The following is an 18,726-nucleotide window of genomic DNA, read 5'->3' on the forward strand; positions in this document are numbered from 1 at the left end:
CGTTCAGCCCTCCTTGCCGGCGCGCGAACGCTTGCCGTACTTGCGTTCGAACTTCTCCACCCGGCCCTGGGCGTCGAGCACACGGGCCGCGCCGGTCCAGAACGGGTGCGAATCCGAGGTCACGTCGACCATCAGCAGTGGATAGACGTTCCCGTCGGTCCACTCGACGGTGCGATCAGTGGTCGCGGTGGACCGGGTCAGGAACTGCTTGCCGGTGCTCGAATCCTCGATCACCACGGGGTGGTAGTCGGGGTGAATGCCCGCTTTCATGATGTTTCTCCTTTCGGGTTGGTGCGCTCGCTCGCCGTGGCCGCGGCCTCGGTGGGATCGGCGCAGGGATCTTCGTGCCAGTCGCCGAAGGGGTCTTCCCACAGCGCGACTCGGTCCGGCGCCCGGTCGACGAGCAACAGCTCGTCATCCTCGACCAGTGCCCAGTGCAGGGCGTGGCGGATCTCGGCCGGGTCGGCGTCGTGAGCCAGGATCACCAGCGACACATCACGATCGCCGAAGCGCTCGTCCCAGCGCAGCGCGGCCATGGCCCGGCGGTCCGGATCGGCGTCGGCCTGCTCGTCGGCGCTCATCGCGGCCAGCCAGCGGCCCGCGCTGCCGACGCGAAGCCCACCGCCCGCCGATTCCAGCCAGACCACCTGATCGGGTTGGGTGGCCAGCCAGATCCGGCCGCGCGCGGTGACGACGCCGTCGAACAGCACGTCCAGTGCGTCGTGCAGCCGGAGGGGATGGAACGGCCTGCGGGCGGCGAACTCGACGATCGTGACGCCACAGTCGGTGGTCAACGGCGGCTGACCACGCAGCAGCGGGGCGTGCGCGCCGAAGATCTGGCCGCGCCGCGAATCGACGGGCACGCGGGTGAGCAGCGCGCCGATCTCGAGCGCGTCGAAGCCGGACAGATCGTCGAGCCAGGCCACCGGCGCCGCGGGAGCCAGGCGGTCGAGCACCGCGCCCAGCCGTTCGCGGTCGAGCGCGTCGACCCCGGCACTGAGGACCACCAGCGCGTCGGCGAAGTCGACCTGGCCGACAGCTACCTGAGCGACGGTGCGCTCGTCGTCGGCGGCGGCGAGCCCGCGATCGGCCAAGGCTTCGTCGCCGGTGGCGTCGGCCAGCCACTGATCGCCGTCGAGGCAGGTCAGCACGGACTCGATCCGCACGTTGCGCGCGGCGGGGCCATCGACGCGATCAGCCACCCCACTCACCTCGACCGTCTCGATCGCGTGGCACAGCGCCTCTGCCTCGATGGCCGGGTCGAGGGCCAGCACGATCCGGCGCACGTTCTCGCGCGCGGCCAGTGTGCACAGCATCGGCAGCAGGTCGGCGCGCAGCGTGCACGAGACACAGCCGTGCGCCAGTTCGAGCACCGTGGTCGTGACATGGCCCGCGGTGCGTACCGTGCGACGCACCACCCCTTCCCTCAGTTCGGCGAGGTCGTGGTGCACGACTACCGTGCCCGCGTCCTCGCTCAGCGTCGCCGCGATGTGCTCGACGGCGGTCATGGCCGGTCCGGCGAAGCCCGCCAGCAGCACCACGGGCGTTCTCCGGTCGGACTTGTCCAGCACCCGACACCCCTTTCGATAACGATTTTCATTTACTTGAGGGGCAACGGTACAGTGCGGAATACTCGTTGTCGAAAATGGTTGTCATAACCGTGGAGGGAGGTCGCATGTCGGCCCACTGCCAGGTCACCGGTCGCAAGCCCGGCTTCGGAAAAGCCGTCTCACATTCGCACCGGCGCACCAACCGGCGCTGGAACCCCAACATCCAGCGCAAGACCTACTACCTGCCCAGCGAGGGCCGCCGCGTGACGCTGACGGTCTCCGCCAAGGGCATCAAGACCATCGACCGCGACGGGATCGAGGCTGTTGTCGCCCGCATCCGCGCTCGCGGCGACAAGATCTAGGAGCACCCATGGCCTCGAAATCGACCGATATCCGGCCGATCGTCAAGCTGAAGTCCACCGCGGGCACCGGCTACACCTATGTCACCCGCAAGAACCGCCGCAACGACCCCGACCGGCTGGTCCTGCGCAAATACGACCCCGTCGTGCGCAAGCACGTCGACTTCCGCGAGGAGCGCTGACGTTCCCTGAGCTCAGGGGCCGGAAGCGGCAGCGCAGCGTAACCATGTAGGCCCAGTGAAGGGAGCCACAGATATGGCCAAGAAGTCCAAGATCGCCCGCAACGAACAGCGTCGCGAGATCGTCGCGCGCTACGCGGCCCGGCGCACGGAGCTCAAGGAGATCATCCGCAAGCCCACCACCGGGGAAGCCGAGCGCGCCGCCGCCCAGGCCGAACTGCGCGCCCAGCCCCGCGATGCCAGTCCGGTACGATTGCGCAATCGGGATGCTGCTGACGGCCGACCACGGGGTCACCTCCGCAAGTTCGGCCTCTCCCGTATTCGTGTGCGTGAGATGGCCCACCGGGGCGAGCTCCCCGGGGTCCACAAATCGAGCTGGTAGAGACACTCATTGATCTCGTGAGAAGGAAAATCCCATGGCAGTGAAGCGAGCACCGTCCAAGAAGGCACGCGCCGAGCAGGGCCGTAAGCCGAAGAAGAACCCGCTGATCGCCGCGGGTATCGAGTACGTCGACTACAAAGACGTGAACCTGCTGCGCACCTTCATCTCCGATCGCGGCAAGATCCGCAGCCGCCGCGTCACCGGCCTGACCCCGCAGCAGCAGCGTCAGGTCGCTGTGGCCGTGAAGAACGCGCGCGAGATGGCGCTGCTGCCCTTCACCACCACCAAGTAGCTCCACACACGAGAGTGGCCCCGAAGCTGTTGCCTCGGGGCCACTTTCGCTGTGCGAATTACGGGATTGTCAGAACCTGACCGGCATTGATGAGATCCGGGTTGGCGATGCCGGAAGCGGCAGCGATCTCGGAGTAGCGGTTGCCGTCGCCGTAGAAACGCTCGGAGATCGCCCACAGCGTGTCGCCCGGCTCGACCGTGTAGGTCTGCGCGGCCGGCGGCGGCGGGGGAACCTCTTCGGCGGCGGGGGCCGCGGCCACCGGCTCCGGAGCGGGCAGCGGGTTGTCGGTCTGGGTGGCAGAGGCCCACGCGACCGAGTTGTCGTTGCCGTAGATCACGACGTTGCGGTCGGGCTGCACCACGAGCCGCTCGACGTTCTTGCCGTTGGTCTCGGTCGACCATGCGGCCGAACCATCGCCCTTGTAGACAACGAAGTTGCCGTCGTTCTGCAGGGCCGCGCGTTGCACGTCCTGTCCATGAGTCTGCGCGGCCCACACGACGTTGCCGTCGGGCTCGGTCAGCACAAGGTTGCCGTCCGGCTGCAGAGCCAGGGTGTACGCACCGCCGGTCAGGGACTGTCCCAGTCCCAGTTCTTCGCCTACGCGCAGCGTGTCGCCCACGTTGTTCCTTTCGAAGATCCAGTTGCAGAGCATCCAACTACGTGATGCTCGCCGTAAGCCACGGCGGCGCATCGCAGCCGAATGTAGTCCCCGCAGAGCGGAAATGGGTGAGTTACGCGCACGGTTCGCGGAATGTTCACTGTGGGCTGAGTCGCCCTGACAATGCTCCGCGCCCACGACCCGGCGTCTAGGGTGGTCGGCATGAGAACGACGTCGCGTTTCACCGCCGCCGCGGCGACACTGGCCGTCCTGCTCAGCCCCCTCACGGCCTGCGCGTCCACCGAAGACGCTGCACCCCAACATGATACGTCGGCCGCTGCCCGTCCCGAAGACAACGCCACCACCCTCGGCCACCGCTTCGTCCCCGACCCCACCCTCGTCAATCCCCATCCGCTGCCCTTCACCTCGTGGACCCGGCTCGGCGAGGACACCATCGCCGTGAACTTCCAGACCGGCAACCCCGCGTGCTTCGCCGTGGACGCCGCCGTCACCGAAACCGCGGAGACGATCACCATCGCGCTGCGCTCGGGGACCCGCGCCGACGCCGTCGGCAAGATGTGCACCATGGACGCCGTCCTCGGCACCATGGACATCACGCTGCGATCCCCACTCGGCAGCCGCGCGGTCCTCGACGCCGAATAGCCCAAATCGGGCGCCACGCCGCGCGAGAACCTCGCTGAACTGCGACAACGTGCTGTAATGGGCGGCCCGCAGTATCGCCTCATCGAGGAGTTGACTGGATGCGCTCTGGATCGATTGTCGCTGTAGTCGCCGCCGTCGTCGCCTTGCTCGCGGGGCCTCCCGCGGTGGGTTCCGCGGTACCGGCCGAACCGTTCTTCCCCGGATCCTCGGGTTCCGGTTCCGCCGCGCCGAACGAGCCCTGTCGGCCCGGCACCCCTGACATCGCCCCCGAAACCACCACCTTCTACGACGCCGACCGCCAATACCTGGGCCCCGACCCGCTGCCCGAGCAGCCACCGGTCGCGCCGTTGCTGCCGGGCTATCAGCGCTTCGGCGCCCTGGACGCCGACGCGTTCGTCGCCAAGTACCGCACCGACGAGGGCTGGTGGATCTACCCGCCCGATGACGGCTTCGAAGTGCTGAACGGTGAACCGGTCCGATACGAGGAGGTGCTTTCGCCCGGCGAACGCCTCGATCGCTTCGGCTACGCGGGCGGGGCTTTCCTTGCCCCGCAGGGCGATTCGTTCGCCGAACGGGCCCTGCCACCACAGAACCTGAACACCCCGAGCGGCACCCCGCTGAGCAACTATCACCAGTACTGCGTGCTCGAGTCCTTCCGCGTGGACGCGGGCCCGATCGCCGCCTGGTTCGAACAGCCCGGTGGCGGCACCCAATACAAGCTGGAATCGAGTTACCTGCCCGAAGCCGGGCAGGCACTGAGCGTCACCTGGCTGCTGGACAACGGCTACCTCGTCGAAGAACGACCCACCGGAACGGACGCCCCATGAACCGCGAACAACTCGTCACGGCTCTTCTCGACGCCGGTCTGGCCACGGGCTCCTTCCAGATCCCCGGCGTCCACGAGACCACTCCCCTGCCCACCGACTTCTGGTTCCTGCGTTCCGGCGCCGACGGCGGCTGGGAAGTCGGCGCCTTCGAACGTGGCCGCTTCGACACCCGGGCCCGCTTCGACACCGAGTCCGCCGCCACCCAGTGGATGCTGACCACCCTCACCGGCGGAACGGCCGACGCGACTCGCTGACCGAGTTCCACCACAACACACGACGAGGGCCCCGCGACACCCGCGGGGCCCTCGTGCTGCGCGCGGATCAGTGCGCGAAGTGACGTGCCCCGGTCAAGTACAGGGTGACGCCGGCTTCCTTGCAGAGTTCGATGGTGTCCTTGTCGCGGATCGAGCCACCGGGGTGGACGATCGCGCGAACCCCCGCGGCCACCAGGATCTGTGGGCCGTCGGAGAAGGGGAAGAAGGCGTCGGAGGCGGCGACCGAGCCCTTGGCACGTTCGCCCGCGCGCTCGACGGCGAGCTTGCAGGAGTCGACGCGATTGACCTGGCCCATGCCGACGCCGACGGCGGCACCGTCCTCGGCCAGCAGGATCGCGTTCGACTTCACGGCGCGGCACGCGCGCCAGGCGAATTCGAGGTCGGCCAGGGTGGTGGCGTCGGCGGGGTCGCCCGCGGCCAGGGTCCAGTTGGCCGGATCGTCGCCCGCGGCGTCGAGGACGTCGCGGTCCTGCAGCAGCGCACCGCCGCTGATCGGACGCAGTTCCACGCCCTTGCGCTGCGGCGGCTCGGCGACGAGCACGCGTACGTTCTTCTTGCGCTGCAGCACGTCGACCGCGCCGGGTGCGTAGCCGGGAGCCACGATCACCTCGGTGAAGATCTCGGCGACCTGCTCGGCCATCTCGACGCTGACCTCGCGGTTGGCCGCGATCACGCCGCCGTAGGCGCTGACCGGGTCGGTGGCGTGGGCCTTGCGGTGTGCCTCGGCGATATCGACGCCGACAGCGATCCCGCACGGGTTGGCGTGCTTGATCACCGCGACAGCGGGCTCGTCGAAGTCGAAGGCAGCGCGCCAGGCGGCATCACCGTCGGTGTAGTTGTTGTACGACATTTCCTTGCCGTGCAACTGCTCGGCCTGCGCGATGCCGACCGTGCCGTCGTTGCTGGTGTACAGCGCGGCGGCCTGATGCGGGTTCTCGCCGTAGCGCAGCACCGCGGTGCGCGCCCAGGAACCGGCGACCCAGCCGGGGAACTGCTCGGTCTCCTCGGTGACGGCGGGCACGGCGACCGAGCCCATCCAGCTCGCGACGGCCACGTCGTAGCTCGCGGTGTGCTGGAAGGCCTTGGCGGCCAGTGTGGTCCGTTCGGCGAGGGTGAACCCGCCGGACTTCACCGCCGCGAGCACGTCGTCGTAGTCGGTGACGTCGACCACCACGCCCACCGAGGGGTGGTTCTTGGCGGCGGCGCGCACCATCGACGGGCCGCCGATGTCGATCTGCTCGACGCATTCGTCGACGCTCGCGCCGCTGGCCACGGTCTGGGTGAACGGGTAGAGGTTCACCACCACCAGCTCGAACGCCGCGACACCGAGTTCGACGAGCTGCTCGACATGCTCGGGACGACGGGTGTCGGCGAGAATGCCCGCGTGCACCCGCGGGTGCAGCGTCTTGACGCGACCGTCGAGGGTCTCCGGGAAACCGGTCAGGTCCTCGACCTTGGTGACCGGAATACCCGCCTCGGCGATCTTGCCCGCGGTCGAGCCGGTCGACACCAGTTCCACGCCGGCGGCGTGCAGTCCGGTGGCCAGCTCGACGAGCCCGGTCTTGTCGTAGACGCTCACCAGCGCCCTGCGGATCGCCTTACGTTCACTCACCGGCGTGCTCGCTCATCTGGAATTACTGCCTTTCGTCCGTCGGAGACAATGCCTCGCGTCGCGACGGCGGCGATGACCTCCGCCAGTAGCCGTCGCTCGACAACCTTGATGCGCTCGTGCAGGGTGGCCTCGTCGTCGTCGGGCAGCACCGTGACGGCCTCCTGCGCGAGGATCGGGCCGGTGTCGACCCCGGCGTCGACCAGGTGCACCGTGCAGCCGGTGACCTTGGCGCCGTAGGCGAGCGCGTCACGCACCCCGTGCGCGCCGGGGAACGACGGCAGCAGCGCGGGATGGGTGTTGATGACCCGGCCACCGAAGCGTTCGAGGAACGCGGGGCCGACGATTTTCATGAAGCCCGCCGAGACGACCAGGTCGGGCTGGTAGGCGTCGATGGCTTCGGTCAGCGCCACGTCCCAGGCGGCGCGATCGGGAAAATCCTTCAGCGCCACACGGAAGTGCTCGATGCCCGCCGCTTCGGCGTGCTCGGTCGCCTGGCAGACGCGGTCGACGCCCACCGCGACGATCTTCGCCGGGAAGCCGGGCTCACGCGCCGCGGTCAGCAGCGCGTTGAGCAGCGAGCCGGTGCCCGAGGCCAGGACGACGACGGTGGCGGGCGCCCCGGCGGGCAGCCACTGGGCAAACGAGGACGTCAGCGCTCTACTCCTGCGTGTGGGTCGGCGGGGCGGTGATCGGCGATACCGCCGGGTCGAGCTTAACGACCGGTACCCTTGCCACCTTCCGGCAGGTCCGGCTCGACCACCTCGGCGTCGACGATGTCTTCCCCTGGCTGCTCCGCCGAGCCGGGCGCGGCGATGCTCACTTCGACGTCGTCTTCGATGTCGGTGACCAGTTCGGCGTCCACTTCGACGTCGGGTTCGGGATCGTCGTCGTAGTCGTCATCGTCGTAGTAGAAATCGTCATCGTCCTCGTCGTCGTACTCGTCGTACTCGTCGTACTCGTCGTACTCGTCGTCGTAGTCCTCGACCGGTTCAGCGGGTTCGGCGGGGGCGAGAAAGCGGCGGGCGAACATCATGCCGACGAAGCCGCCGAAACCGAACCAGGTGCCCATCAGCACGACCAGCATCAGCAGGTCGACCCCGACCCGGCCGACAGCGCCGAGCATCCCGCCGCCGAGCACGGCGAGGACGAGGAAAGTGAGGGTGGCGAGTGCCGCGGAGGTGAGCGTCGCCCAGGGCGCGCCGGGCCGGTCGTCGCTGGTGCGGCCCAACTCGATCCCGCCGAGCACGCCGACGGCGAGCGGAATCATCAGCAGTACCGGCCACCATGCCGAGGCAGGCCCTTCCGGCACCGGGATCAGCGCGGGTATCGCGGGCACCTGCGCGCCGGTGACCCCGAACAGCCCGACCGACCCGGTGCCGAACTGCACGGCCGCCCCGCTGAGCAGGCCGGCCGCGGCGATCACCGCGTTCGGCAGGTAGAGCAGCGACAGCAACGTCATGCCGAGCACATCGGTGACGTTGTGCGCCTGCTGATACGCGCCGTCGAGGCGAGACAGGTGCGCGAAGAACGAGATCATCGTCGCCACCGCGGCACAGCCGAGCATTCGCAGCACAGTGCGCCGGGCGGTGCGGGCGCCGAGCACCGCCCAGTCCGGGATCTCGATCGGCACCGACGCACACAGCGAACGCCCTGCCCTGCTGCCGATTCCCGCGGCGGCCGCGCCCAGGTACAGCACGATCACCCAGCCGAACGCGGTGAACGCACCGGGCGGCTGGAGCGGGGTGACGCCGGCGGCATCACCGACGACGGCGATACACACCGCCGTCATCAGCAGCGGTCCGGCCAGTACCGCGCCGGTGAGCCAGGCCAGTTCGATCGGGGTCGGGCGGTTCGGCACTGCCCGCGCGCATTCACGAGCGGCGACCAGGAGCAGGACGGCGGTCGGAACGAGCGGCAGCAGGCCCAATGTGGTCTTGCCGACGGTGAGCGGAACCTGATGCGCGGCAAGCCAGGTGGCCCCTACCGCCCCCGGCGCGCTGGTCAGATCGGTGTCGGTGGTGAGCATGACCAGCAGGACGAGCACCACCGTCGCCGCCAGCGCGCAGATCGTCGGCCTTGCCGCGACGAGCAGTAGCGTCCGCGCCCGCTCGGGCGAGGGCGGCGCCCACCAACCGGGCTCGCGATCGGACCCGGTGGCGGCGGATTCCCCGGTGCCCGGCGACCCTGAGGTCTGGCGCACGAGGGCGTTACGGGAACTCATGACAGTTCAGCGTGGCAGCTTCCCCGGCGGGCACGGGTCAGGCGCGCCGCGAGCCCACAGGCACACCTGTGGGCTCGCGATCGAACCTGAGCCACGCGCGGCGGCCGTGTTCTTATTTCTGGTCGTCGTTCGGACGGAACGCGGTGGTCGCGTCCGCGGCCGGATCGGCGGTCTGCTCGCCGCCGAACGGCTGGGCCTGGCCAGCACCGGTCTGGCCCGGCTGGGCGGGCGCGCCCTGCTGGGCACCGTAGGTCGGTCCGCCGAAGGGCTGGCCCGGCTGAGCGCCGAAGCCCTGGGTCGCGCCCTCGCCCGGTCCCTGCTGCGCCTGCGGAGCGGAACCGTACGGGGACTGCTGCTGCGGCGCACCGTACTGCTGTCCGTACGGCGACTGCTGCGGCTGGCCCGGCTGGCCCGGCTGGCCATAGCCCTGCTGGCCCGGCTGACCGTAGGACTGCTGCGGTACCGACGGCTGACTCTGCTGCCCGTACGGCGACTGCGTCGGGTACTGCCCGCCGGTGGTCTGGCCGTAACCGCCCTGGCCGTAGGGCTGCTGGCCCGGCTGACCGTAGCCACCCGGCTGCTGTCCGTAGCCCTGCTGCTGACCCGGCTGACCGTACTGGCCGTACTGACCCGGCTGCTGCTGCGGCTGCGCGGGCTTGGGGGCGGGCGGGGTGATGATGCCCAACTGGAACAGCAGCGCCACGACGGCGGCCGCGGCGGTCAGCAGCGCGAAGGCGATGACGACGAAGGCGCCGAACTTCAACTCGACGCCCTCGGGCAGCGAGAAGGTCAGGGCGAGCACGCCGAAGAGCCCCGCCACCGCGGTCGCCGTCGCCGCGCCGAGCAGGTTCTGCTTGGGCAGCAAGGACACCGCGGCCAGCAGTCCGGCCACCAGCACGATCGTCAGCGACGGTGCGCCACCGAAATAGGCGAAGACACTGTCGGTCTCGTCGCTGCTCACCGTCGTGCCACCGATGGTCACCGGCTCGGCGCCGATGAAGGGCAGGAAGCCGAGCAGGAAGGTCAGCACACCGAGTCCGGCGGTCGCCGCCGTCAGGATGAACGGCAGCCCTTTACCTTCCGAACCGGCCGGAGTCGATGGCGCAGCCGCGGCGGCTCCGGTGTTCGGAGCCTGGCTGGGCGCTGCGGGTTGCCCGGGTGTGTTGTACCCGGAGCCCCCGGTCGGGTATGACATGTCGTCGTCTCCTTGTCGAGTCGTGCGCGACGGTCGCGTCGAACTGACTGGCGCTGATCCGATACCTGACGCTACTGCACGTCACGTCCCCGGTCATCACCAAACCGATCGGGCTGTGGATAACCCGGCCTGTGGAGGAATCGGCGAAGGCCGCCTCCATCAAACCTGGAGGCGGCCTTCGTCGGTGTGAGATCGATCAGGCGGTGTCGGATCAGGCGGACGCGATCGACGCCTTCTCCAGGATCTCGCGCGCCAGCGCGGCGGTGGCGGACGGCGTCTTGCCGACCTTCACGCCCGCGGCCTCGAGCGCTTCCTGCTTGGCCTGCGCGGTACCGCCGCCGCTGGAGACGATGGCACCGGCGTGGCCCATGGTCTTGCCCTCGGGCGCGGTGAAACCGGCGACATAGCCGACGACCGGCTTGGTCACGTTGGCCTTGATGTACGCCGCGGCACGCTCTTCGGCGTCACCACCGATCTCGCCGATCATGACGATGATCTTGGTCTCGGGATCCTTCTCGAACGCCTCGATGGCGTCGATGTGGGTGGTGCCGATGACCGGGTCGCCGCCGATGCCGATCGCGGTCGAGAAACCGAAATCGCGCAGTTCGTACATCATCTGGTAGGTCAGGGTGCCCGACTTCGACACCAGGCCGATCGGGCCCTTGCCGGTGATGTTGTTCGGGGTGATGCCGACCAGCGCCTCGCCGGGGGTGATGATGCCGGGGCAGTTCGGGCCGATGATGCGGGTCTTCTCGCCCTTTTCGACGTTGTAGGCCCACGCGTAAGCGGAGTCCTGCACCGGGATGCCCTCGGTGATGACCACGAGCAGCGGGATCTCCGCGTCGATGGCCTCGACGATGGCGTCCTTGGAGAACTTCGGCGGCACGAAGGCGATCGAGACGTCGGCTCCGGTCTCCTTCATGGCCTCGGCGACGGTGCCGAAGACCGGCAGCTCGACCGGGTTGCCGTCGGCGTCGGTGTGCGAGACCGTGGTGCCGGCCTTGCGCGCGTTCACGCCGCCGACGACCTGGGTGCCCGCCTTCAGCATCAGGGCGGTGTGCTTGGTGCCCTCGCCGCCGGTGATGCCCTGGACGATGACCTTCGAGTCCTTGTTCAGGAAGATGGACATATCAGTGTTTTCCTTACTTGGCTGAGCCGTTGAAGGCCAGTTCGGCGGCCTTGTCGGCGCCTTCGTCCATGGTCTGCGCCAGCGTCACCAGCGGGTGCGCGGCATCGGCGAGGATCTGGCGACCCTCGTCCACCCGGTTGCCGTCGAGGCGCACGACCAGCGGCTTGTTGGCCTCGTCGCCCAGGATCTCGAGGGCCTTGACGATGCCGTTGGCGACCGCGTCACACGCGGTGATGCCACCGAAAACATTGACGAACACGCTCTTGACCTGCGAGTCGCCCAGGATGACGTCCAGCCCGGCCGCCATCACCTCGGCCGAGGCGCCACCGCCGATGTCGAGGAAGTTGGCCGGCTTCACGCCGCCGTGGTTCTCGCCCGCGTAGGCGACGACGTCCAGGGTCGACATGACCAGACCGGCGCCGTTGCCGATGATGCCGACCTCGCCGTCGAGCTTGACGTAGTTGAGGTCGTTCTCCTTGGCCTGGAGCTCGAGCGGATCGGTCGCCTCGATGTCGGCGAAGGCCTCGTGGTCGGGGTGCCGGTACTCGGCGTTCTCGTCCAGGGTGACCTTGCCGTCGAGGGCGAGGATCTCGTCGCCGGGGGTGCGCACCAGCGGGTTGACCTCGACCAGGGTGGTGTCCTCGGAAACGAAGACTTCCCACAGCTTCTGGATGGTCACAGCCGCGGCGTCGAGCACCTCGGCGGGCAGGTGGCCCTGCTCGGCGATCTCACGGGCGAAGGCCAGGTCGACACCCTTGACGGCGTCGACGGGGATCTTGGCGAGGCGCTCGGGAGTCTTCTCCGCGACCTCTTCGATCTCCATACCGCCCTCGACCGAACACATCGCCAGGTAGGTGCGGTTGGACCGGTCGAGCAGGAAGGAGATGTAGTACTCCTCCGCGATGTCCTTGGCCTCGGCGACAAGGAGCTTCTTGACGATGTGGCCCTTGATGTCGAGGCCGAGGATGTTCTGCGCGTGCGTGAACGCGTCCTCCGCAGTGGCGGCGTACTTGACGCCCCCCGCCTTACCGCGACCGCCCACCTTGACCTGCGCCTTGACCATCACCGGCTTGCCGATTTCCTCGGCGATCGCGCGCGCTTCTTCGGCCGTGTCGCAAACCCGGCCCTCCGACGAAGGCACTCCGTGCTTAACGAAGAGCTCCTTCGCCTGATATTCGAAGAGATCCATGTACTCACCGTCTCGTCTGCGTTGCTATGACAACGTCTTTGTTGGCGGCCCGACGTCGGTAGCGGGTCGGGTCGGACTCTAACCAGTCACATGGAGGGCCAAACGGCCACATTCATCCTAAGTGGCGCAGGTCACGACGGGTAACGGGAGGTCCGGAAAACCGCTGGCCAAGGCTACTGGCGAGTAGTTTTCAGGTGCCGTGGCAGGTCGGGACACGTAAAGCCGCGACGCCCCGACATCTACTACGTTATGTCGTCGACGGACCTCACCCGGGACCCCGAAATGCGGTGAGATATTCCGTCGCGTTACGGTGACGAATATCACACGTGAGTGTAGGTTTCCAACCAGCGCTTGCCACTCTGCAATCGCTTCGTTACCGTCAGTGCGGTCGAAGTCACAACCAGGTCACGACAACCAGGTCACGACTGGCAAGTCAGGACTGAGGAGGACGACAAGCTTGAGGCACGTCAGCACTCGCTTGCAGCAGCGGTCGGCGATTCGGCGCAGCCGATGAACCACCGCTCCACCTTCACAGTCGAAAACCGCGCCGCTTCCGGACATCGTTACCGGTATGCCGACGAGTTCACCTCGCACCCGCAGGGCCGTCGCACGGCCGCAGCACAGCCGCAGCCCGCGTGGCCGCACACCGACTCCTGGCACACCCAGAACAGCTGGTCCGCCGACTCGGCCTGGACGCCCGCCGAAGACGAGTGGACCGCCGACGAGTCCGACACCTACGACTCCGGCACCTACGACAACACCTGGCAGTCGGCCGAACCCGAGCAGCCGGCCGCGACCGAACCGCCGCGCCGCGCCGCGCGTCGTGGTGGCGCGCATCGCGTTCCCGCCCCGCCCGCCGCGCTGAAGGGCCGCGCCGCGGTCATCGCCGTCGCCGCGGGCGCGGTCGTCGCCGCCGGCCAGGCCGCGGTGGCCTCGCCCGGCCAGGCAGATCACAGCCTCGACTACGAGGCCGCGGGCCAGATCCACGAGATCGCCGCGCAGTCGATGAACACCGCCGACGTCGAAGGCGCGACCACCGGTTCCTCGCCGCAGGTCCTGGAGGCGTCGGCGATCGCCGACAAGAGTCACTTCGACGACATACTGGCCAAAGGCGCCAAGTTCGCCGAGGACCTCGCCGCACAGGAATCGGCCAAGCTGCGACCGCTGTTCGCCAAGTTCACCACGGGCAACTACACCTCCGGCTTCGGCGCCCGCTGGGGCGTGCAACACCTCGGTATCGACGTCGCCGGTCCGATCGGCACGCCGATCTACTCGGTCGCCGACGGCACCGTCATCGAGGCGGGCCCGGCCTCCGGTTTCGGCATGTGGGTGCGCGTCCTGCACGACGACGGCACCGTTACCGTCTACGGCCACATCGACACCGCGACCGTCTTCGAGGGCCAGCGAGTCCTGGCCGGCGACCAGATCGCCACCATGGGCAACCGCGGCTTCTCCACCGGCCCGCACTGCCACTTCGAGGTCTGGCTCAACGGCACCGACAAGATCGATCCGGTCCCGTGGCTGGCCACCCGCGGCATCAGCCTGGGCTACCAGCGCGACTGAGGCCGTCCCGCCTCCCGAGTATCGCGGTCGGCCTCCGGCGGGTCGGAACCCGACGTCGGCGACAGGCGGTCCGGCGAGGCTCACGTTGGCCAGGTGTCGCGTGACGAGTAGCACGCTTCCATAGGCTTCGGCGTGAGATAGCGTTTCTTCATGTCCGGTACAACGAAGTACACGCAGTTCATCGCTCTCCCACCGGAATCGGTGTGGCGTGTGCTCGGTGACCTGGAGCAGTGGCCGGAGTGGAATCCGGGGGTGCGGGACGTGCGGATGCACGGGCCGGTCGCCGTCGGCGCCACTGGTGACTATCTGCCGAACGGGAAGCTCTCGGCGCGCATCCACAGACGATTCGGCGCGCCCTTCACCGTCACGACCGTCGACCCGAATCGGGAACTGAGCATCGAGCAGCCCGAGCCCGCGGGCACCATGCATCTCACCTGGCGATTGGCACCTGTCGACGGCGGTACCGAACTCACCCAGGAACTCCGCTTCACCGGTCCATCGGCCGCCGCGGCCCGTGCCGTCGTTCGCCCCTTCATCGAAACCGATGCGCGCGTGAACTTCTCCCGGCTGGCACGGCTGGCCGGACTCGTTCCCGCCGACAACGCGCTCACCGTGGTCATCGCAGGCGGCGCCGGTGCGCTCGGCCTCCAGGTCGCCGCCGATCTGACCTGCCGGGGTCAGCGCGTCACGCTGCTCACCCGCCGCCGCAACCGCGCCCTGCCGTTCCGGCAGACCGAATGGGACGGCCGCTCGATCGGCGCCTGGGCCGCCGAGCTGCGTGAACCCGGTCGTCTCGCGGTGATCAACCTCGCGGGCAAGCTGGTCGACTGTCGGCCCACCGCGCGCAATGTCGCCGAACTACGCAGCAGCCGGGTCGATTCCACCACCGCCCTGGTCGCCGCGGCAGGGCTGCGCGAAACCCCGGTCGACTACTGGATACAGGCCAGCACCACGGCCATCTGGTCGGACGCGGGCGAAACCCGCTGCACCGAAACCACTCCCCTGCCGACGGGCCTGCCGCAGATGACCGGAGTCGCCCAGCCGTGGGAGGAGGCGTTCGATCCCACCCAGGCCGCGCACTGGACGATCCTGCGCACCTCCATCGTCCTCGAGCCGGACGCCCCCGCCCTCATACGCCTCGGTCAGCTCACCAGAGCGGGCCTCGGCGGCCGCATCGGCCCCGGTGACCAGTGGTTCAGCTGGATCCACATCGAGGACTGGCTCGCCATCGTGCGCGGCGCCCTCGGCCTCGACCCCGAACTCACCCTCCCCGACGGCATCCTCGTCGCCGCCACCGAATTCCCGGTCCGCAACACCGAACTCATGGCCACGCTGCGACGCCGCCTGCGCCGCCCACCCGCACCACCGACCCCCACGGCGATGCTCACCCTCGGCGCGGTCTTCCTCCGCACCGACCCCGCACTCGGCCTCACCGGCCGCCACGCGACCTCGAAAGTCCTTCCGAAGGCGGGCTTCACATTCCGCTACCCCACCCTCGACGAAGCCCTCACCGACCTGTTGCGGTGTTAATTGGAGCCGGTGTTTGTTGGAGCGCTGGCGCGCTCGAGTCGCGGCCCCGAGGGGCCGCCGGTCAGCGCTCGAGACTCGCGCCTGCGGCGCATGCGCTTCGAGCGCTGACCGGCGACCCGGCCGCGACCGGCCGACTTCGTCGGCCGCCGCTCCTCGGGGTCGCGGGTGCGGGGCTGGGAGTGCGGTCATGGCGGACTCAGGTTGTGCCGTGCGGGCGGGTAGTGCGGTCATGGCCGACTCAGGTTGTGCCGTGCGGGCGGGTAGTGCGGTCATGGCCGACTCGAGTGGTGCCGTGTGCGCTGGTACTGCGGCAGGCGGCGGACTCGAGTGGTGCCATGTGACTGGGGCGGTGGGAGGCTGACTTCGGGCCTGGTGAGGGTTGGTGTCACAGCTTGACGATGGTGCGGCTGAACTGGGGGATCAGCCGGATCTTGCCCGCGGTGCCGAAGTCGATGGTGACCGTCGCCAGGGGGCCGACGCCGTCGGCGGCGACCACCCGGCCGAGGCCGTACTTGTCGTCGCTGACCCGGTCGCCCACTGCGAGCACGAGATCGGTGTTGTTGCGTTTGACCGCACCGCCGGGGGCGGGCCTGCGCTCACCTGAACCGCCACGCACGCCGGGCCGCTGGTCCCAGCCATCACCGCGGGTCCAGTCCCGATCGAAGCCGCTGTCCTCGCCGCGCCTGCGACCGCGCTGCACCGGCGAGACCACCGGCTCCAGCCGACGCCAGTCGAGCAGATGCTGCGGGATCTCCTGGAGGAACCGCGATTCCGGGTTCGAAACCGGTTGCCCCCAGCCGGACCGCACCACCGCGCGCGAGAGGTAGAGCCGCTGACGGGCCCGCGTGATACCGACATAGGCCAGCCGACGTTCCTCGGCCAGTTCGGTCGGATCGCCCAGCGCCCGCATGTGCGGGAACTGCCCGTCCTCCCAACCGGTCACGAAGACCACCGGGAACTCCAAGCCCTTGGCGGTGTGCAAGGTCATCATGGTGACCACACCGGTGCCCTCGTCCGGGATCTGATCGGTGTCGGCCACCAGCGAGACCCGCTCGAGGAACGCCGCGAGCGAACCGGGTTCGGGCTCACCGTCGCCCGCCTCGGGTAGCAGCCCTTCTTCACGCGCGGCCTCGGCGTTGTTGAACGCCTCGGAACTGAATTCGCGGGCGACGCTGACCAATTCGTTGAGATTGTCGAGCCGGGCGCCGTCCTGTGGATCGTCGGAGGCTTCCAGCTCGGCGCGGTAGCCGGTGCGGTCGAGCACCGCGTCGACGACATTGCCCACATCGGGGTACTCGCTGTCGGCCCGCTGCCCGGCCGCACGGATCTCCTCGAGCAGGTCGAGGAAGCCGGCGATGGCCCGCTGTGCACGGGTGTTCAGCAGTGCGACCTTGCCGTCGGCGGCATCACGCAGGGCGACGGCGAAACCGACATCGCGCTGTTCGGCGTGCACCGCCACGCACGCCTCGGCACGGTCACCGATCCCGCGGCGCGGGGTGTTGAGGATGCGGCGCAGGCTCACCGCGTCGTCGGGATTCTCCAGCACACGCAGGTACGCGACCACATCGCGCACCTCCTTGCGCTCGTAGAACCGCACACCGCCGACCACCTTGTAGGGCAGGCCCATTCGGATGAAGATCTCTTCGAGCGCTCGCGAATTGTTGTTGGTGCGATAGAACACCGCGACATCGCCGTAGTTGGCCTCGCCGGTGTCGACGAGCCGGTCGATCTCCTTGGCGACGAACGACGCCTCGTCGTGCTCGTTGTCGGCGACGTAGCCGGTGATCAGCTCACCTTCACCGGAATCGGTCCACAGCTTCTTCTCGCGCCTGCCCTCGTTGCGCGCGATCACCGCGTTCGCGGCGGACAGGATGTGCTGGGTCGACCGGTAGTTCTGTTCCAGCAGGATGGTTTCCGCGTCGGGGAAATCGCGCTCGAATTCTTCGATGTTGCGGATGGTGGCGCCGCGGAAGGCGTAGATCGACTGGTCGGCGTCACCGACCACGCACAGCTCGCTCGGCCCGACCCCGGCGTCGTCGGCCTCGGCGGTGGGTTCGCTGTGGTGGCCGACGAGTTCACGCACCAGCACGTACTGGGCATGGTTGGTGTCCTGGTACTCGTCGACCAGCACGTGCCGGAACCGGCGCCGGTAGTACTCGGCGACCTGCGGATGGTTCTGCAGCAGCGCGACCGTCTCGCCGATCAGATCGTCGAAGTCCATGGCGTTGGCCGTGCGCAGCCGCCGCTGGTACTCGGTGTACACCCTGGCCACCAGGCCGGGCAGTTCGGTCTCGTCGGATTCGGCGTCGGCGACGGCCTGTTCCGGACCGATGAGTTCGTTCTTCAGATTGGAAATAGCGGTCGCCAGCAATCGCGCCGAGTATTTCTTCGTGTCGATGTCGAAATCGCGGCTGATCATCGTGAGCAACCGGCGCGAATCGTCGGCGTCGTAGATGGAGAAATTCGAGTTCAGCCCCGGCAGCAGGGCCGCCTGCATCCGCAGAATGCGGACGCAGCTGGAATGGAAAGTCGACACCCACATGCTGGCCGCCCGCGGCCCGACCAGCCCGGCCACCCGCTCGCGCATCTCCGCGGCGGCCTTGTTGGTGAAGGTGATCGCCAGGATCTGCCCGGTGTGCACCCCGCGCGCGGCGAGCAGATACGCGATGCGCCTGGTGAGCACCGCGGTCTTGCCCGAGCCCGCCCCGGCCACGATCAACAGCGGCGCGCCGGCGTGCACCACGGCGGCGCGCTGCTGCGGGTTGAGCCCGTCGAGCAGCCGCTCGGTCTCCTCCGCGCGCCGCTGTTCGCGCTCCTTGCGCCGCTGTTCCTGTTCGGCGCTGTGGCGGGCGGCCGCCTCGGCCAAACCACCGCCGGACACGGCGGCTCCACCCCCGTCGCGATGCGATAGCGCGGCGCCTCCGGGCGCGGGTGCGGGATCGCTGGGATCGGCGGCTGAGGCGTGGGGAGCGACCGTGATGTCCATCGTCTGTCCACGCTACCGGCGTCCACCGACAGGTGCCGAACTGCCACCGCGCCGATGACGATCCGGCGACAGGAGTGTGAACGTTCTCAGCAGATTCACAAACACAACTGTTTTGCATACCTATCGGCCCGTGGCAGACTGGGGCGCATGGTCAGCCCTTCTTCGCATGTCCGGAT

At 68.7% G+C, this 18,726-nt stretch carries 19 protein-coding genes; 9 read left to right on the forward strand and 10 right to left on the reverse strand.

The genetic code is table 11. From position 1 onward, the window contains the following. Positions 1-3 precede the first annotated feature (3 nt). A complete protein-coding gene (locus BOX37_RS29045; protein ID WP_071930398.1) occupies positions 4-270 on the reverse strand; it encodes a type B 50S ribosomal protein L31 in 267 nt (88 codons plus the stop codon). Beyond that, positions 267-1,571: a ribosome hibernation factor-recruiting GTPase MRF gene (gene mrf, locus BOX37_RS29050; RefSeq protein WP_071930399.1), complete on the reverse strand. Its 1,305-nt coding sequence runs from the start codon at positions 1,569-1,571 to the stop codon at positions 267-269. The genes BOX37_RS29045 and mrf overlap by 4 nt, the downstream gene beginning before the upstream one ends. Before the next feature lie 104 nt (positions 1,572-1,675). On the opposite strand from mrf, the gene rpmB reads away from it, so the two are divergent. From rpmB to rpsR, 4 genes are all read left to right on the forward strand, one after another. Further along, positions 1,676-1,912, forward strand: a complete 237-nt coding sequence (gene rpmB, locus BOX37_RS29055) for a 50S ribosomal protein L28 (protein WP_067485415.1) — start codon at positions 1,676-1,678, stop codon at positions 1,910-1,912. Positions 1,913-1,920: 8 nt separating this feature from the next. Next, the gene (gene rpmG / locus BOX37_RS29060; protein ID WP_019049259.1) at positions 1,921-2,091 is read left to right on the forward strand and encodes a 50S ribosomal protein L33; all 171 of its coding nucleotides are present in this window, start codon (positions 1,921-1,923) and stop codon (positions 2,089-2,091) included. A 73-nt stretch (positions 2,092-2,164) separates the two neighbouring features. Further along, a complete protein-coding gene (gene rpsN / locus BOX37_RS29065) occupies positions 2,165-2,470 on the forward strand; it encodes a 30S ribosomal protein S14 (protein ID WP_071930400.1) in 306 nt (101 codons plus the stop codon). 34 nt (positions 2,471-2,504) lie between these two features. Further along, on the forward strand, positions 2,505-2,762 hold the full coding sequence (gene rpsR, locus BOX37_RS29070) for a 30S ribosomal protein S18 (protein ID WP_067979995.1): 258 nt from the start codon (positions 2,505-2,507) through the stop codon (positions 2,760-2,762). A 58-nt stretch (positions 2,763-2,820) separates the two neighbouring features. On the opposite strand, the gene BOX37_RS29075 is transcribed toward rpsR, so the two are convergent. Next, entirely contained in the window at positions 2,821-3,381 is a 561-nt protein-coding gene (locus BOX37_RS29075) for a LysM peptidoglycan-binding domain-containing protein (protein WP_084761066.1), read from the reverse strand. Between the two features lie 201 nt (positions 3,382-3,582). On the opposite strand from BOX37_RS29075, the gene BOX37_RS29080 reads away from it, so the two are divergent. The 3 genes from BOX37_RS29080 (at position 3,583) to BOX37_RS29090 (ending at position 5,104) form a co-directional block, all read left to right on the forward strand. Further along, on the forward strand, positions 3,583-4,023 hold the full coding sequence (locus tag BOX37_RS29080) for a hypothetical protein (protein WP_071930402.1): 441 nt from the start codon (positions 3,583-3,585) through the stop codon (positions 4,021-4,023). Positions 4,024-4,121: 98 nt separating this feature from the next. Then, positions 4,122-4,850: a TNT domain-containing protein gene (locus BOX37_RS29085; protein WP_084760347.1), complete on the forward strand. Its 729-nt coding sequence runs from the start codon at positions 4,122-4,124 to the stop codon at positions 4,848-4,850. Continuing rightward, positions 4,847-5,104, forward strand: a complete 258-nt coding sequence (locus BOX37_RS29090) for a hypothetical protein (protein WP_071930403.1) — start codon at positions 4,847-4,849, stop codon at positions 5,102-5,104. Before BOX37_RS29085 ends, BOX37_RS29090 begins: the two co-directional genes overlap by 4 nt. Before the next feature lie 67 nt (positions 5,105-5,171). On the opposite strand, the gene purH is transcribed toward BOX37_RS29090, so the two are convergent. The 6 genes from purH to sucC form a co-directional block, all read right to left on the reverse strand. After that, positions 5,172-6,737 carry a bifunctional phosphoribosylaminoimidazolecarboxamide formyltransferase/IMP cyclohydrolase gene (purH, locus tag BOX37_RS29095; protein ID WP_071930404.1) on the reverse strand — a complete coding sequence of 522 codons (1,566 nt, stop codon included), beginning with the start codon at positions 6,735-6,737 and terminating at the stop codon, positions 5,172-5,174. Next, on the reverse strand, positions 6,734-7,366 hold the full coding sequence (purN, locus tag BOX37_RS29100; protein WP_071930405.1) for a phosphoribosylglycinamide formyltransferase: 633 nt from the start codon (positions 7,364-7,366) through the stop codon (positions 6,734-6,736). The genes purH and purN overlap by 4 nt, the downstream gene beginning before the upstream one ends. Positions 7,367-7,449: 83 nt before the next feature. Then, positions 7,450-8,958: a cell division protein PerM gene (locus BOX37_RS29105; RefSeq protein WP_071930406.1), complete on the reverse strand. Its 1,509-nt coding sequence runs from the start codon at positions 8,956-8,958 to the stop codon at positions 7,450-7,452. A 112-nt stretch (positions 8,959-9,070) separates the two neighbouring features. Next, the gene (locus BOX37_RS29110) at positions 9,071-10,153 is read right to left on the reverse strand and encodes a DUF5336 domain-containing protein (RefSeq protein WP_071930407.1); all 1,083 of its coding nucleotides are present in this window, start codon (positions 10,151-10,153) and stop codon (positions 9,071-9,073) included. Positions 10,154-10,364: 211 nt separating this feature from the next. Next, entirely contained in the window at positions 10,365-11,282 is a 918-nt protein-coding gene (sucD, locus tag BOX37_RS29115; RefSeq protein WP_071930408.1) for a succinate--CoA ligase subunit alpha, read from the reverse strand. A 13-nt stretch (positions 11,283-11,295) separates the two neighbouring features. Continuing rightward, on the reverse strand, positions 11,296-12,471 hold the full coding sequence (sucC, locus tag BOX37_RS29120) for an ADP-forming succinate--CoA ligase subunit beta (protein WP_071930409.1): 1,176 nt from the start codon (positions 12,469-12,471) through the stop codon (positions 11,296-11,298). Between the two features lie 510 nt (positions 12,472-12,981). On the opposite strand from sucC, the gene BOX37_RS29125 reads away from it, so the two are divergent. Together BOX37_RS29125 and BOX37_RS29130 are read left to right on the forward strand one after the other, a co-directional pair. After that, positions 12,982-14,034, forward strand: coding sequence for a M23 family metallopeptidase (locus BOX37_RS29125; RefSeq protein WP_071930410.1), 1,053 nt, complete (start codon positions 12,982-12,984; stop codon positions 14,032-14,034). A 150-nt stretch (positions 14,035-14,184) separates the two neighbouring features. Further along, a complete protein-coding gene (locus tag BOX37_RS29130) occupies positions 14,185-15,564 on the forward strand; it encodes a DUF1731 domain-containing protein (RefSeq protein WP_071930411.1) in 1,380 nt (459 codons plus the stop codon). 385 nt (positions 15,565-15,949) lie between these two features. Here the strand turns inward: BOX37_RS29130 and BOX37_RS29135 are convergent, their stop codons facing one another. Further along, positions 15,950-18,550, reverse strand: coding sequence for a UvrD-helicase domain-containing protein (locus BOX37_RS29135; RefSeq protein WP_240505095.1), 2,601 nt, complete (start codon positions 18,548-18,550; stop codon positions 15,950-15,952). Positions 18,551-18,726: the final 176 nt, after the last annotated feature.

The sequence above is a fragment of the Nocardia mangyaensis genome, assembly GCF_001886715.1.
In the GTDB taxonomy this organism is placed as follows: Bacteria; Actinomycetota; Actinomycetes; order Mycobacteriales; family Mycobacteriaceae; genus Nocardia; species Nocardia mangyaensis.

What these genes read in the sequence shown, in the direction of transcription:
- BOX37_RS29045 (WP_071930398.1), bottom strand. Translation starts at nt 270, where the DNA reads ATGAAAGCGGGCATTCACCCCGACTACCACCCCGTGGTGATCGAGGAT.
- rpmB (WP_067485415.1), top strand. Translation starts at nt 1,676, where the DNA reads ATGTCGGCCCACTGCCAGGTCACCGGTCGCAAGCCCGGCTTCGGAAAA.
- rpmG (WP_019049259.1), top strand. Translation starts at nt 1,921, where the DNA reads ATGGCCTCGAAATCGACCGATATCCGGCCGATCGTCAAGCTGAAGTCC.
- rpsN (WP_071930400.1), top strand. Translation starts at nt 2,165, where the DNA reads ATGGCCAAGAAGTCCAAGATCGCCCGCAACGAACAGCGTCGCGAGATC.
- rpsR (WP_067979995.1), top strand. Translation starts at nt 2,505, where the DNA reads ATGGCAGTGAAGCGAGCACCGTCCAAGAAGGCACGCGCCGAGCAGGGC.
- BOX37_RS29080 (WP_071930402.1), top strand. Translation starts at nt 3,583, where the DNA reads ATGAGAACGACGTCGCGTTTCACCGCCGCCGCGGCGACACTGGCCGTC.
- BOX37_RS29085 (WP_084760347.1), top strand. Translation starts at nt 4,122, where the DNA reads ATGCGCTCTGGATCGATTGTCGCTGTAGTCGCCGCCGTCGTCGCCTTG.
- BOX37_RS29090 (WP_071930403.1), top strand. Translation starts at nt 4,847, where the DNA reads ATGAACCGCGAACAACTCGTCACGGCTCTTCTCGACGCCGGTCTGGCC.
- BOX37_RS29105 (WP_071930406.1), bottom strand. Translation starts at nt 8,958, where the DNA reads ATGAGTTCCCGTAACGCCCTCGTGCGCCAGACCTCAGGGTCGCCGGGC.
- BOX37_RS29110 (WP_071930407.1), bottom strand. Translation starts at nt 10,153, where the DNA reads ATGTCATACCCGACCGGGGGCTCCGGGTACAACACACCCGGGCAACCC.
- sucD (WP_071930408.1), bottom strand. Translation starts at nt 11,282, where the DNA reads ATGTCCATCTTCCTGAACAAGGACTCGAAGGTCATCGTCCAGGGCATC.
- sucC (WP_071930409.1), bottom strand. Translation starts at nt 12,471, where the DNA reads ATGGATCTCTTCGAATATCAGGCGAAGGAGCTCTTCGTTAAGCACGGA.
- BOX37_RS29125 (WP_071930410.1), top strand. Translation starts at nt 12,982, where the DNA reads ATGAACCACCGCTCCACCTTCACAGTCGAAAACCGCGCCGCTTCCGGA.
- BOX37_RS29130 (WP_071930411.1), top strand. Translation starts at nt 14,185, where the DNA reads ATGTCCGGTACAACGAAGTACACGCAGTTCATCGCTCTCCCACCGGAA.
- BOX37_RS29135 (WP_240505095.1), bottom strand. Translation starts at nt 18,550, where the DNA reads ATGGACATCACGGTCGCTCCCCACGCCTCAGCCGCCGATCCCAGCGAT.